Annotated in this window: 12 protein-coding genes; 2 read left to right on the top strand and 10 right to left on the bottom strand. The window is 54.5% G+C overall.

Going from position 1 to position 15,054, the window contains the following annotated elements:
* Nucleotide 1 precedes the first annotated feature (1 nt).
* The 5 genes from glgA to asd all read right to left on the bottom strand — a co-directional run bounded on the left by glgA (nt 2) and on the right by asd (nt 8,278).
* The gene (gene glgA / locus ACQ0PY_RS01685; RefSeq protein WP_042322968.1) at nt 2-1,435 is read right to left on the bottom strand and encodes a glycogen synthase GlgA; all 1,434 of its coding nucleotides are present in this window, start codon (nt 1,433-1,435) and stop codon (nt 2-4) included.
* A gap of 2 nt (nt 1,436-1,437) precedes the next feature.
* Nucleotides 1,438-2,730: a glucose-1-phosphate adenylyltransferase gene (gene glgC, locus ACQ0PY_RS01680; protein ID WP_042998455.1), complete on the bottom strand. Its 1,293-nt coding sequence runs from the start codon at nt 2,728-2,730 to the stop codon at nt 1,438-1,440.
* A gap of 17 nt (nt 2,731-2,747) precedes the next feature.
* Nucleotides 2,748-4,721, bottom strand: coding sequence for a glycogen debranching protein GlgX (glgX, locus tag ACQ0PY_RS01675; RefSeq protein ID WP_042998456.1), 1,974 nt, complete (start codon nt 4,719-4,721; stop codon nt 2,748-2,750).
* Complete coding sequence (gene glgB, locus ACQ0PY_RS01670; RefSeq protein WP_042998457.1) at nt 4,718-6,904, bottom strand: 1,4-alpha-glucan branching enzyme; 2,187 nt, start codon at nt 6,902-6,904, stop codon at nt 4,718-4,720. The genes glgX and glgB overlap by 4 nt, the downstream gene beginning before the upstream one ends.
* A 267-nt stretch (nt 6,905-7,171) precedes the next feature.
* A complete protein-coding gene (gene asd, locus ACQ0PY_RS01665) occupies nt 7,172-8,278 on the bottom strand; it encodes an aspartate-semialdehyde dehydrogenase (protein WP_042998458.1) in 1,107 nt (368 codons plus the stop codon).
* Nucleotides 8,279-8,468: 190 nt separating this feature from the next.
* Between asd and yhgN the strand changes: the two genes are divergently transcribed.
* Entirely contained in the window at nt 8,469-9,062 is a 594-nt protein-coding gene (gene yhgN, locus ACQ0PY_RS01660; protein ID WP_042998459.1) for an NAAT family transporter YhgN, read from the top strand.
* A gap of 37 nt (nt 9,063-9,099) precedes the next feature.
* Here yhgN and gntU read toward each other — a convergent pair whose 3' ends face one another.
* The 5 genes from gntU to ACQ0PY_RS01635 form a co-directional block, all read right to left on the bottom strand.
* Complete coding sequence (gntU, locus tag ACQ0PY_RS01655; RefSeq protein WP_042998460.1) at nt 9,100-10,440, bottom strand: gluconate transporter; 1,341 nt, start codon at nt 10,438-10,440, stop codon at nt 9,100-9,102.
* 3 nt (nt 10,441-10,443) lie between these two features.
* Nucleotides 10,444-10,971 (bottom strand): gluconokinase, encoded by a 528-nt coding sequence (gene gntK / locus ACQ0PY_RS01650; RefSeq protein WP_042998461.1) that lies wholly within the window; start codon nt 10,969-10,971, stop codon nt 10,444-10,446.
* Nucleotides 10,972-11,110: 139 nt separating this feature from the next.
* Complete coding sequence (gene gntR, locus ACQ0PY_RS01645; RefSeq protein WP_042998462.1) at nt 11,111-12,106, bottom strand: gluconate operon transcriptional repressor GntR; 996 nt, start codon at nt 12,104-12,106, stop codon at nt 11,111-11,113.
* Nucleotides 12,107-12,196: 90 nt separating this feature from the next.
* The gene (locus tag ACQ0PY_RS01640; RefSeq protein ID WP_043001767.1) at nt 12,197-12,892 is read right to left on the bottom strand and encodes a pirin family protein; all 696 of its coding nucleotides are present in this window, start codon (nt 12,890-12,892) and stop codon (nt 12,197-12,199) included.
* Between the two features lie 123 nt (nt 12,893-13,015).
* Complete coding sequence (locus ACQ0PY_RS01635) at nt 13,016-14,053, bottom strand: oxidoreductase (RefSeq protein WP_061070634.1); 1,038 nt, start codon at nt 14,051-14,053, stop codon at nt 13,016-13,018.
* A 462-nt stretch (nt 14,054-14,515) separates the two neighbouring features.
* Between ACQ0PY_RS01635 and yhhY the strand changes: the two genes are divergently transcribed.
* Nucleotides 14,516-15,004 carry an N-acetyltransferase gene (yhhY, locus tag ACQ0PY_RS01630; RefSeq protein WP_042998463.1) on the top strand — a complete coding sequence of 163 codons (489 nt, stop codon included), beginning with the start codon at nt 14,516-14,518 and terminating at the stop codon, nt 15,002-15,004.
* Nucleotides 15,005-15,054: the final 50 nt, after the last annotated feature.

The following is a 15,054-nucleotide window of genomic DNA, read 5'->3' as shown; positions in this document are numbered from 1 at the left end:
TCTATTTCAAGCGATAGTAAAGCTCGCGGTATGACTTCGCCGCGACTTGCCAGCTAAAATCCATCGCCATCGCTTGCCGTTGCACAAACCGCCAGAGCGAAGGTCGAGACCACAGCACGAAAGCGCGCCGGATAGCCCGTAGCAGGGACCAGGCGTTGCTGTCCTCAAACACAAACCCGCTGGCGATGCCATCGGCAAGGTTTTCCAGCGAGCTGTCGGACACCGTATCTGCCAGTCCACCGGTACGCCGTACCAGCGGCAACGTACCGTACTTCAGCCCGTAGAGTTGCGTTAAGCCGCACGGTTCAAAGCGGCTCGGTACCAGAATGACGTCCGCGCCGCCCATGATGCGGTGCGAAAACGCTTCGTGATAGCCAATCTGCACACCGACCTGACCGGGATATTCGGCAGCGGCGGCAAGGAAACCTTCCTGCAACACCGGATCGCCCGCCCCCAGCAGTGCGAGTTGTCCGCCCTGCTCCAGCAGGCCCGGCAACGCCTCCAGCACCAGGTCCAGCCCCTTCTGGCTGGTCAGGCGACTGACGACGGCAAACAGCGGAACCTTGTCATTGACCTTGAGTCCCATTGCTATCTGCAACTGGCGTTTGTTTTCCGCCTTCTCTTCCAGCGAATCCCGCGTATAGCGCGACGCCAGCAAGAGATCCGTCTCTGGACTCCAGATTTTCTCATCCACCCCGTTCAGAACGCCAGAAAGCCGCCCTTCACGATGGCGCTGTTGCAGCAACCCTTCCATACCGTAGGCAAACTGCGGCTCGGTGATCTCCCGCGCATAGGTCGGGCTGACCGCCGTGATGTGGTCGGCGTAGTACAGACCGGCCTTCAGGAATGAAATCTGACCGTTAAACTCCAGCCCATGCATGTTAAAGAACGACCATGGCAGTTGGATGTCATTCATATGCTGTGCATAAAACATGCCCTGATACGCCAGGTTGTGCACGGTAAACACCGATTTCGCCGGACGTCCGCGCGCGGCCAGATACGCAGGCGCCAGGCCAGCATGCCAGTCGTGCGCATGCACCACGTCCGGGCGCCAGAATGGATCAAGCCCACAGGCCATTTCACATCCTACCCATCCCAGCAGCGCAAAACGCAGTACGTTATCGGTGTAGGCAAACAGGTTCGTATCGTGATACGGACTCCCCGGACGATCGTAAAGATGCGGGGCATCAATCAGGTAAATCCCCACACCGTTGTAATGACCAAACAGCAGACTAATCCTGCCCGCGAATGTGTCGCGACGGCTGACTACTTGCGCATCCGTGATGCCCCGACGAATGTCGGGAAACGCGGGCAGCAAAACGCGGGCATCAACACCATCCGCGATTTGCGCCGCCGGCAACGCGCCAATCACATCTGCCAGACCACCTGTTTTCAACAGGGGAAACATCTCCGAACATACATGTAAAACCTGCATTCTCACTCCTGTTTGACCTGCAGTTTGCGCAACATTTCGCGCGTCACCAGCACAATGCCTTCCTCGGAACGGTAGAAGCGACGGGCATCTTCTTCCGCATTTTCGCCAATCACCATGCCTTCAGGGATAACGCAGGCACGATCGATAATGCAGCGACGCAGGCGGCATGAGCGTCCTACCCAGACTTCGGGTAGCAACACTGCCGAATCAATATTACAGAATGAATTCACCCGCACGCGCGGGAACAGAACGGACTGCACTACGACGGAACCGGAAATAATACAGCCGCCCGAAACCAGTGAGTTCAGCGTCATGCCGTGGCTTCCCGAGCGGTCCTGCACAAATTTCGCCGGCGGTAGCGATTCCATGTGGGTGCGAATCGGCCAGTTCTGATCGTACATATCCAGTTCCGGGGTCACGGATGCCAGATCGAGGTTTGCTTTCCAGTAGGCTTCCAGCGTTCCGACGTCACGCCAGTACGGCTCGGACTCAGGATCCGACTGAACGCAGGACAACGGGAAAGGATGTGCATAAGCCATGCCAGCTTTGGTGACTGTCGGAATAATATCTTTGCCGAAGTCATGGCTTGAGCCTTCGTCGCTGTCATCCTTTTCCAGCAACTCATAAAGGTAATCAGCATCAAAAATGTAGATCCCCATGCTGGCGAGCGATTTCGTGGCATCGCCTGGCATGGCGGGTGGGTTCGCCGGTTTTTCCACGAACTCAATAATCTTATCGTTTTCATCGACCGCCATTACGCCGAACGCGCTGGCCTCTTCGATCGGCACCGGCATACAGGCGACGGTGCAGCGCGCGCCTTTCTCGACGTGGTCGATCAGCATGCGGGAGTAATCTTGCTTATAGATATGGTCACCCGCCAGGATCACCACATATTCCGCCTTATAGCGACGGATGATATCCAGGTTCTGCGTCACCGCATCCGCCGTGCCGCGATACCAGTTTTCGCCCTGCATTCTTTGTTGAGCAGGCAGCAAATCGACAAACTCATTCATCTCCTCGCTGAAGAACGACCAACCACGCTGAATATGCTGTACCAGAGTGTGAGATTGATATTGCGTGATGACGCCAATACGGCGGATCCCGGAGTTAAGACAGTTGGATAACGCAAAATCAATAATGCGAAACTTACCACCAAAGTGAACGGCCGGTTTTGCACGTTTGTTGGTTAAATCTTTCAGACGAGTGCCACGTCCGCCCGCCAGAATCAGGGCAACCGATTTCAACGGCAACTGGCGCGCCAACATTAAACGATCATTCTTCTCTAAACTCACCATGACTAACTCCTTTTTGATCATCTCTGGAACACACACAGTCCGTGCGCAGGTCCCGGCCAGACAGCCGTAATTACCGGATTATCCTCTCCGGCAAACGGGGGAACAGCGCGCCATTCCCCTTCAGGTAAAACAATTTCAGCAGTATCAAGCGCGGCATTGATGGCAATAAGAAAACGATCCGACAGCAGGATTTGTATCTGCATTGGCCCGTTTTGCCATTCATCCGCACTCAGTGGTTGCGCGTAGCGATTAAGCCAGCGCACGTTGCCATCTCCCTCTTCCCACCAGTAGTCTCCCACCAGCGCCGGGATTTGCTGGCGCAGTTTGATTAATGCGGCGGTAAAATCGATTAATCCCCCGCTCGCCTGCGACCAGTCCAGCCAGGTCAACGCATTGTCCTGGCAATAGGCGTTGTTGTTGCCATGCTGACTGTGTCCGTGTTCATCACCGGCCAGTAACATGGGCGTTCCCTGAGAAAGTAAAAGCGTCGTCAGCAACGCATGAATGCTGTCGCGGCGACGTTCGACGACCTCCAGAGTGCCGCCTAATCCTTCTTTACCATGATTATTGCTATGGTTATTGTCGGTTCCGTCCCGATTTTCCTCTCCGTTTGCCTCATTGTGTTTCTGATTGAAACAAACGCAGTCTCTGAGCGTAAAACCGTCATGCGCGGTGACCAGATTGACGGAAGCGGAAGGTTTGCGTCCATCGCGCTTAAACACGTCGCTGGAGGCCGCAAAACGCCCGGCAAACTCGCCGAGCGACACATTGCGCTGTAGCCAGAAGCGGCGTGACGCATCGCGAAAATGATCGTTCCACTCCGCGAACGGCGCAGGGAAATTCCCCACCTGATACCCACCGGCCCCGATATCCCAGGGTTCAGCGATAAGCTTAACGCCGGACAGCACCGGGCACTGTTTGATGGCGGTAAACAATGGTGCATCCTGGCTAAACGCCGGCGTACGCCCCATCACCGATGCCAGATCAAAACGAAAACCATCGACATGGCAGGTTTCAACCCAGTAACGCAGGCATTCAAGGGCATACTCCACCACGCAAGGATGGCTGAGATTGAGCGTGTTACCGCAACCGGTCCAGTTGTGATAATCACCATCCTCTCTGATCCAATAATAGCTACGGTTGTCGATTCCGCGCAGGGAGATGAGCGGCCCGTCCCGATCCAGCTCAGCGCTGTGGTTGAGTACAATGTCGAGAATGACCTCAATGCCGGCTTTGTGCAGCGCCTTAACAGCATCGCGGAATTCATCCAGTGCCGTCTCTGGCGAGCAGGCATAGGCTGGATGCAGCGCAAACAGCGCGACGGGGTTGTAGCCCCAATAGTTCGACAACCCCAGCCGTTGTAAACGCGGTTCACTGGCGAAATGCGCCACGGGCAACAATTCCAGCGCGGTAATCCCCAAATGCTTCAGATAATCGATCATCACCGGATGACCAAGCGCGTGGTACGTGCCGCGAATCTCTGCCGGGATTTGCGGATGCAGGTAGGTTAAACCTTTGACATGTGCCTCATAGATGACGGTATTGCCCCACGGCGTGCGCGGCGGGGCATCGTCTTCCCAGTCATAGCGATCGACGGTCACCACGCACTTCGGCGCAATGGCGACGTTATCGCGATGATCCGGCTGGTCATAACCCGCATGCATCAGCGGGTCATCTTTCAGGTCGCCCTCTACGCGACGCGCGCAGGGATCAATCAGCAGCTTAGCCGGATTAAACCAGTGACCCTGCGCTGGCTGCCACGGCCCATGCACACGGTAGCCATAACGCAGACCGGGACGAGCGTCGACCAGATAGCCGTGCCAGACATCTCCGGTGCGCGCTGGCAGGTCGTAGCGCTGCTCATTGCCCGACGCGTCAAACACACACAGCTCAACGCGCTCGGCATGGGCGGAAAAGAGCGTGAAATTCACGCCATGTCCGTCATACGTTGCGCCATGCGGTGTGGCGTTACCGGCAACCAGTTGCGTCATTCCGCCTCCCGAACCAGCCAGATTGTCGACAGCGGCGGCAGCGTCAGACTCAGGGATTGCGGGCGTCCGTGGCTGGAAATCTCATCGGTATGGACCGCCCCGCCGTTCCCGGCATTGCTGCCGTGGTAGTGCATCGAGTCAGTATTGAGAATTTCGCGCCATTTACCCGGCTGATTGACGCCAAAGCGGTAATCGTGACGCGGCACCGGCGTGAAGTTGCTGGCGACGATAATTTCGTTCCCGACCTTATCGCGACGGACAAAAATCAGTACTGAACGTTCTTTATCATCGACAACCAGCCATTCGAAGCCGTAAGGGTCAAAGTCGAGCTCATGTAACGCTTTGTGGTGACGATAGGTCAGGTTGAGGTCGCGCACCAGACGCTGCACACCGTGGTGCCAGTTGTCGCCGCCTTCCAGCAAATGCCAGTCAAGGCTGGCGTCATGATTCCACTCGCGCCCCTGAGCGAATTCGTTGCCCATAAACAGCAGTTTTTTACCCGGGAAGGCCCACATCCAGCCATAGTAAGCGCGCAGGTTGGCAAATTTCTGCCACGCGTCGCCCGGCATGCGGTCGAGAATCGATTTCTTACCGTGGACCACTTCGTCATGCGACAACGGCAGAACGAAGTTTTCGGTATAGTTGTAGAGCATGCCGAAGGTCAGCTTATCGTGATGATATTGACGATAAACCGGATCCAGCTTCATGTAATCAAGGGTGTCGTGCATCCAGCCAAGGTTCCACTTGTACCAGAAACCCAGACCGCCCATATCCTGCGGTCGGGAGACGCCCGCGAAATCCGTCGACTCTTCCGCCATGCTCACCGCCCCCGGCACCTGCTCACCGAGAATGCGGTTGGTATTGCGTAAAAACTCAATCGCTTCCAGGTTTTCGCGGCCGCCGAATTCATTCGGGATCCACTCGCCCTCTTTGCGACTGTAATCGCGATAAATCATCGACGCCACGGCATCCACGCGCAGGGCGTCAATACCAAAGCGTTCAATCCAGTACAGGGCGTTGCCTACCAGATAGTTACTGACTTCACGACGACCGTAGTTGTAGATCAGCGTGTTCCAGTCCTGGTGATACCCTTCGCGCGGGTCGCTATGCTCGTACAGTTTGGTGCCATCGAACTCCGCGAGAGCAAAATCATCCGACGGAAAGTGGCCCGGCACCCAGTCAAGGATGACGTTCAAGCCCGCCTGATGCGCGGCGTTCACGAAATAACGGAAATCATCGCGCGTGCCAAAACGACGCGTTGGCGCATAAAGTCCCGTTGGCTGATAACCCCAACTGCCGTCAAACGGATGCTCATTCACCGGCAGCAGTTCGAGATGGGTAAAGCCCATCCATTTCACGTACGGGATGAGCTGGTCAGCCAGCTCGCGATAGCTCAGCCAGAAGTTGTTGTCGGTATGGCGACGCCACGAGCCCAGATGGACTTCATAAATGGAGATTGGCGCGTCAAACTGGTTCGCTTTTTTGCGCGCCTCGGTCTGTTCCACTTTTTCGGGCAGACCGCAAATGAGCGAGGCCGTTTCCGGACGCATCTGTGCTTCAAAGGCGTAAGGGTCGGCTTTCACCCGCAGATTACCGTTGGCGTCGATCATCTCATATTTGTAGAGCTGACCATGCTGTGCGCCGGGGATAAACAGTTCCCAGATGCCGCTTTCTTTGCGCAGACGCATCGGGTGACGGCGACCATCCCAGAAGTTAAATTGTCCGACTACGGAAACGCGGCGCGCATTCGGCGCCCAGACGGAGAAACGCGTCCCCGTGACGCCATCCATGGTGTCCGCATGCGCCCCCAGCGTTTCATACGGACGCAAATGGGTGCCTTCCGACAGCAGCCAGGCATCCATATCCTGAATAAGAGGACCAAAACGGTAGGGATCATCAATCAGATTTTGCTGGCCGTGCCAGACAACAGCGAGCTGGTAGCGAAAAGGATTTTTACGACGAGGTAATACACCGCTGAAAAAACCGCGTGAGTCGAGGCAGTCCAGTTTGCCGACTTTGCGCCCGGTTTTAGGTTCGATCACCCACACTTCAGTGGCGTCAGGTAAAAGCGCGCGGACTTCGAGTCCGGCTGAGGTCTGGTGCATACCGAGTACGGAAAAAGGATCCGCAAAATGGCCTGCGATTAGCGCATTAATCACGTCTCTATCGATACGATCGGACATGGTTTTCATCCTGTTTTTTGGTGTCACTCCTCCAACTGATTTTCGACATCAGTCAGCGACACTTTTTTTGACCTGAACGGTGCAGCACAATTGTGCATCCTCTCTGCCCCGTCCTACCTTCAGGTAAAGCCCTGATACTGAGATCAGGACACCCTTAAAGAATAGCCAACACTTTCATTAACTCCTGCATAAAGACTATACATTTGCGTTTACTCCTTTTTTACGCATAAAAAGGGGTGACTCAGCACCCCTTGTAAACCAACGCGATTACGCCAGATGGCGCAACATACGTCGCAACGGCTCTGCAGCCCCCCAGAGCAACTGGTCGCCTACCGTAAAGGCTGACAGGAACTCCGGTCCCATGTTCAGCTTACGCAGACGGCCAACTGGCGTGGTCAACGTGCCGGTAACGGCCGCTGGGGTTAACTCACGCATGGTGATATCCCGATCGTTTGGCACCACTTTCGCCCACGGATTGTGAGCCGCCAGCAGTTCTTCCACGGTCGGAATGGAAACGTCTTTTTTCAGTTTGATAGTGAATGCCTGGCTGTGGCAACGCAGCGCGCCAACGCGCACGCACAGGCCATCGACCGGAATGACGGATGAGGTATCAAGGATTTTGTTAGTTTCCGCCTGGCCTTTCCACTCTTCGCGACTCTGGCCGTTATCAAGCTGTTTGTCGATCCACGGAATCAGGCTACCTGCCAGCGGGACGCCAAAGTTATCTACCGGCAGTTCGCCGCTACGAGTCAGTTGGGTAACTTTGCGTTCGATATCGAGAATAGCGGAGGAAGGCGTTGCCAGTTCATCAGCGACGTAGTTATGCAACTGGCCCATCTGGTTGAGCAATTCGCGCATATGACGCGCGCCGCCGCCGGAGGCCGCCTGGTAGGTCGCGACCGACACCCAGTCCACCAGGTCATGGGCAAACAGACCGCCCAACGACATCAGCATCAGGCTAACGGTACAGTTACCGCCGACGAAGGTTTTAATCCCGTTGTTCAGGCCCCGGGTGATGACATCCTGGTTAACCGGGTCAAGGATAATGATAGCGTCATCTTTCATGCGCAGCGAAGAGGCCGCGTCAATCCAGTAACCCTGCCATCCGCTTTCACGAAGCTTTGGATAGATTTCGTTGGTATAATCGCCGCCCTGACAGGTCACAATGATATCGAGCGCTTTCAGCGCGTCCAGATCGAAAGCGTCCTGAAGTGTGCCGGTCGAGGTACCGCCGAACGTCGGCGCGGCCTGCCCAAGCTGGGAAGTTGAAAAGAAAACAGGGCGAATGGCGTCGAAGTCGCGCTCTTCAACCATGCGTTGCATGAGAACAGAGCCGACCATACCGCGCCAGCCGATAAAACCAACATTTTTCATAGCGTTTTTTCCTGCAAAGATGTGTGCTGTGTATGCTGACCAGTGTCCTACTGGCTCATCCTTCACCATACAAAAAGCAGCCAAAGTCGCAAGTGAATTTAATCAATGATAGCGATGCCATCAGAAATGCGACTTATCCCGCTGCTTAAGCGAGCAGAAAGTCCGAGGCAATTATCAGGGAATTTGAGTTATGAATGAAATCATTTCTGCAGCCGTTTTATTGATCCTGATTATGGATCCGCTCGGTAATTTGCCCATTTTCATGTCCGTACTGAAACATACCGAACCGAAGCGGCGTCGGGCAATCATGGTGCGCGAGCTGTTCATTGCGCTGTTACTGATGCTGATTTTCCTTTTCGCGGGCGAGAAAATTCTCGCATTCCTGAATTTGCGAGCCGAAACGGTTTCAATATCCGGGGGCATTATTCTGTTCCTGATTGCCATCAAGATGATCTTCCCCAGTGCCACCGGAAACAGCGCAGGCCTTCCGGCAGGCGAAGAGCCCTTTATTGTCCCGCTGGCGATCCCGTTAGTTGCCGGCCCAACGATTCTGGCCACGTTGATGTTGTTATCGCATCAGTATCCTAATCAAATGGGGCATCTGGTGATTGCCTTGCTGCTGGCCTGGGGCGGTACGTTTGTGATTCTGCTGCAGTCGTCGCTGTTTCTGCGTCTGCTGGGTGAGAAAGGGGTAAATGCGCTGGAACGCCTGATGGGATTGATTCTGGTGATGATGGCGACCCAGATGTTCCTGGACGGCATCCGGATGTGGATGAAGGGATAAAACAATAGGGCCGGGCGATTGCCCGGCCTACCTTTTTTCAACTGAGCAGTGAAAACGCCACCATACCCACAATCGCACCCACGGTGCCGAGGATGGTTTCCATCATTGTCCAGGTCTTCAGCGTTTGTGCTTCTGTCGCACCGGTGAATTTCCCGAACAGCCAGAAACCGGCATCGTTCACGTGGCTGACGACGATCGACCCCCCCGCGATACAGATAGACAGTGCCGCCATCTGCGCCCCGGAGAAATTCAGTTGTTCAATTACTGGCATCACCAGTCCCACCGCCGTTAAGCAGGCTACGGTCGCGGAGCCCTGAATGATACGCACCGCTGCCGCCAGCACGAAGCAGGTAATGGCAATCGGCAAGCCCATCCCGGTCAGCGCTTCACCCAGCGCCGGCCCCACGCCAGAATCCACCAGCACCTGCTTGAAGACACCGCCAGCACCAATCACCAACAGGATTATACCCGCCGGTTGCAGCGCGTGACCGCAAATCTCCATGACCTTATCTTTCGGCATCCCCTGACGCATCGCCAGGCCGTAAATCGCCACCAGACAAGCCACCAGAATCGCGGTGAACGGGTGACCGACAAATTCAAACCACTGGTAAGCCGTAGAACCGACCGGCACAAAACGTGCGGCGATGGTTTTCAGTCCCACCAGCACCAGCGGCAACAGGATCAGCGACAGACTGAAGCCAAAGGACGGCATTTTGCCCTCGCCCAGATGCGGTTCGGTAATATCGTCTGGAATATTCAGCTCAACGTAGCGGCTGATAAAGTTGCCCCACAGCGGCCCTGCGATAATCATCCCTGGAATGGCGGCACACAGACCAATCAGAATCATCCAGCCAAAGTCGGCGTGCATCTGAGAAGCGAGCAGCATCGGCGCAGGCCCCGGCAGCAGAAATGCCGCGGCCGCCGCCACGCCCGCAAACAGCGGGATCACCAACTTCACCAGGTTTGTACCGGTATGACGCGCCATCGAGAATGCGACGCTTATCAGCAGAACAATGGCCACTTCAAAGAACAGCGGCAGCGCGCAAATCAGTCCCGCCAGCCCAATCGCATAATGCGCGCGACTGTGGCCGAAGGATTTCAGCATTTTGACCGCAATCTGATCGACTGCGCCCGTTTCATGCAAAATCTTGCCAAACATGGCCCCCAGAGCGACCACAATCGCCAGGAAGCCCAGCGTACCTCCCATCCCTTTTTCCATTGTCGCCGCGATTTTATCGAGCGGCATACCGGAAAAGAGACCTGCACCAATAGACACCACCATCAAAGCAACGAAGGCGTGCATACGCGCCTTCATCACTAAAAACAACAGCAGCAGAACGGAGCCTACTGCTGTTAAAACAAGCGTTAATGTACTCAAAACTTACTGCCTTTTATTAATGACCTCGATGGTGCTGGCAACAACACCTTCCAGTGGCTGATCGATATCCACCACCAGTACGTCGCTTTCGTCTGCACCCGGTTCTTGCAGGGTTTCAAACTGCGTCACCAGCATCTGGGTTTTGAAGAAATGGCCTTTACGCGCCTTCAGACGGCTTTCGATCACGTCGAAATCGCCTTTCAGGTAGATGAAAGAAAGGTTCGGGTTACCGTCACGCAGCAGATCACGGTAATGTTTTTTCAGTGCGGAACAGACGATCAGCGAAACCTTATTGGTACGCTGCATCGCAAACGCGGCGTCATTCAGCGCCTGCAACCACGGCTTACGGTCGTCATCATTGAGCGGCTCACCGGAGGCCATTTTCTCAATGTTGCGACGCGGATGGAGAAAATCGCCATCAAGAAACGCGGCATGCAGTTGATGCGCCACTTCGCTGGCGACAGCGGATTTACCGCTGCCCGATACGCCCATCAGAACGTAAATGTGGTGATCATGATTAGTCGTGCTCAAAGTGGTGCCCCCACAGTACAAGGATCAGGAATTGTTACGGGTAACTGTTATCGGTAACATTGTCCAACCTGACTAAAACAGAAGCAATATCCAAACGTGCGAGAAGTGAATAAGTGTGAGCTACTTCAAATTTGTCGGGTTAAATAGATCCACCCGGTGACAAGGTGAAACCTAAATCTAACATTTTTGGCGTGACGCTCTCCCCACGAATACGCGCCAGCAGACGCTCTGCGCCAATGCTGCCCATACGCTCACGCGGCGTCAGCACGCTGGCCAGACGCGGTTCCATCACCTGACCGATATCATGGCCGTGAAAACCAGCGATCGCCATGTCATCCGGGATCCTCAACCCTAAACGCTGGCATTCAAAGGCCGCGCCCACCGCCAGGTCATCGTTAGTGCAGAAAATACCGTCCAGTTGCGGGTATTCACGACGCGCCTGACGGATAAGCTCAATCCCCGAAGAGTAAGAAGAAGACTGCTCCACCATCACACTGTAGGGCAACAGACCGGCATCCAGCATTGCCTGTTCGTAACCCTTCTGTTTGATGATAGTACGTTCGTCAAGACGTGCCCCCAGATAGGCGATATGACGATGCCCGCGTGCAATAATCGCGGCGGTCATTTGACGCGCGGCTTCAAAGTTGTCAAAACCGACTGCGATATCGAGGCAGGGCGACTGACTGTCCATCAGTTCAACCACCGGAATCCCCGCCACTTCGATCATTTTCAACGTGCGCGGCGTGTGGGTACGTTCAGTCAGGATCAGACCATCGATGTTCCAGGAGAGCATCGACTCCAGACGCTCCTGTTCCATCTCCGGCTTATAACCGTAGTGCGCCAGCATGGTTTGATAACCATGCGCATCCGTCACGGTCTCAATACCGCGTAAAACTTCGGCAAAAACCTGGTTGGTTAACGACGGCAGCAGTACGCCAATGGCCCGACTAGTGGCGTTGGAGAGGATATCAGGTGCGCGATTGGGAATATAACCCAGTTCATCAAGTGCAGCAGCGATCTTGCCCCGCAATGCAACGGAGACTTGCTCCGGATTACGCAAAAAACGGCTGACCGTCATTTTGGTCACACCAACACGGTCAGCTACATCCTGAAGTACGGGTCTTTTCTTCTTCATCGTCCTGAGAAATCGTAAGTGAGAGATTTGCTCAGTTTATCACGGACAAAGCACAACCTTCCCCGTTTAAAGGGAAGGTTGCGTAATTATTTATACAGGCGGCAGATCAAACAGCAGGATTTCACTATCGCTGTCAGCATGAATTGACAGCGCCTGCTCATCCCAAATCGCCAGACCGTCGCTGGTGGTGGCTTTCGTGCCGTTAATGCTCACCTCGCCTTTTACCACCTGGATCCAGACGCGACGTTCAGCAGCAATCTGGTGTACTGACTGCTCACCTTTCACCAGCGCCCAGCGATACAGTTCCATATCCTGGTACACTTTCAACGAGCCGTCGCGAGCGTCCGGTGACAACACCAGTTGTTTACCCTGTGTGGCGTCGAAGCGGCGCTGCTCGTAACGCGGCGTGATGCCGGTTTTTTCCGGAATGATCCAGATCTGATACAGACGCAGACGATCCGTTTTGCTCGGGTTGTACTCAGAGTGCCGGATCCCGGTCCCCGCGCTCATAATCTGGAATTCACCTGCCGGCACCTGCTCTTTATTGCCCATGCTGTCCTGGTGTTCTACTGCGCCTTCCAGCACGTAGGTCAGAATTTCCATGTCTTTATGCGGGTGGGTACCGAAACCCTGACCGGCGTCAATCACGTCGTCGTTAATCACGCGCAGTGCCGAGAAACCCATAAAGTTGGGATCGTAGTAGTCAGCAAAAGAGAACGTATGCCAGGAATCCAGCCAGCCATGATTCGCGTGGCCACGGTCGTTTGCTTTGCGTAAGTAGATCATTATGTTCACCCCCAGATGTTTTCGATGGAGTAAGTGTGGACCGAATCCATCATCAATCATAGAGGGTGAAAATTGACTCCTCTGTTCAAAAATTATGAACAAGTACAGAGGAGTCAGTCTGGCTTATCGGGCAAGGGTAATCGTGGCCGGTGAAGCCTGTTCGAACGCCCGTTCGAGGAGTTCAAGGTTGGTCAGAACGTCAGATTCCTTGACGTAATTTGGCGCGCCCGTGGTGAGAGTGTCATACAGCGCATCATAGACACGCCCGTAGTCGCCCGTTTCCGGTTTGATCTCTTCTTTCACCGTCACCCCTTCGTCGTTAACGTACTCCAGCACGCCAACGGAATCGTCTGCCGCAAAGCCTGGCTCACCCGGCATGATGTTGGCCTTCAGGCTGGTTTCCTGCTGGTCAATACCGTATTTGATAAACGACCCCTTGGTGCCATGCACGATAAACTTCGGATAGTCGATTTTCACCAGATGGCTGGTTTTGACGATGGCCTTTAAATCGCCGTAAAACAGTTGCGCTTCAAAGGTGTCGTCCGGATTGGCCTTATTGCGCAGGCTGCGGATATCGTACGCCACGTGGTCCGGACGACCGAACAGCGAGATAACCTGATCCATCGTGTGTACGCCCAAGCCATAAAACGCGCCATCCTGCGGTAAACCAGGTTGGGTCTCCGCGACCGGGCGGTAGTAATCAAAGTGGCTTTCCAGTTCCACAATCTTACCCAGCTTACCGCTTTCAATCGCCTTTTTGGCGGTCAGGAAACAGGAGTCAAAGCGACGGTTTTGATACGGCGTCACCGTCAACCCTTTGCTCTGTGCCAGTTCAAACAGCACCTTCGCTTCAATCATTGTCGGGGTGAAGGGTTTCTCAACCAGCACGTTCTTCCCGGCCTCCAGCGCCCGTTTCGCGTAGTCAAAGTGGCTGTCGGCGTGGGTACAGATGATAACCAGCTTGACCTGCGGATCATCGAAAATTTCATTGAGATCGCTGGTGAAGTGGATGTGTGAGTAGATCGGCGCCTGCTCTTCCGGCTTCGCACGACGGCGAAAGATATGGGCCACATGCCAGGTATCTTTACGATGAAGGACATACGGGAGATGGTAGCGAGTCGCGCTCTTGCCGAACCCGATAAATGCGCAATGTAACGTCATGGTGGCGTCCTTTTTGGAAAAAAAAGATGCATACACCATAGCGCAAAGCACAGAGAGACTAAATGCGGAACCTCTCCTGAGGACGCGCTGGCGCACCTGGAAACGGATTGCTCGCGCCTCGGGCGTGAGTGGCGCAGGCAGATTATTCACGGCCTGCGCACAGCAGCCGGAGCGTACTTAATGTACGTGAGGAGCTCGGGCACTTCCCCGGGACAAAATAACAAGTCAGCCTGGCTGAAAAAAAACCAAAAAAAAGCCAGCACCCGGCTGGCTAAAATAATACTGGAAGCAATGTGAGCAATGTCGTGCTTTCAGGTTCTCCGCAAGGGTCTTCCTGAACGCATAGCAATAATAATCATTCTCATTCGCAGTTGTCCAGCGATTTCTTCAAAAAAATGCAGTTGACGACATTTTTAATCTCAGCGACTGTAAAGACTCAATAACCCCTAAAGGAGATCGGGAATGAGTGAGATAGTGATACGCCATGCTGAAACCAAAGATTACGACGCGATTCGTCAGATCCATGCCCAGCCGGAGGTGTATCACAACACGCTACAGGTTCCTCATCCATCCAGTGAGATGTGGCAGGCGCGACTCGCCGAACAGCCCGGCATCAAACAACTTGTGGCCTGCATTGACGATCGCGTGGTTGGACATTTGTGCATTGCCGTCGTTCAGCGTCCACGCAGGAGTCACGTTGCCGATTTCGGTATTTGTGTTGATGCGCAATGGCAAAACCGCGGTGTCGCCAGCGCATTAATGCGGACCATGATCGACATGTGCGACAACTGGCTGCGCGTTGAACGCATCGAATTAACGGTGTTTGTCGATAACGCCCCCGCCATAGCCGTGTATAAAAAATATGGTTTTGAAATTGAAGGCACCGGCAAGAAGTACGGCCTGCGTAACGGCGAGTACGTCGATGCCTATTTTATGGCGCGGATGAAGTGACAAATTGCCCGGTGGCGCTACGCTTACCGGGCATACAGCTGCACAAACGT

This window comes from Citrobacter sp. LST-B2, assembly GCF_057983045.1.
Note: the sequence above shows the minus strand (reverse complement) of the source record. Positions and strands in the feature narration are given on the sequence as shown.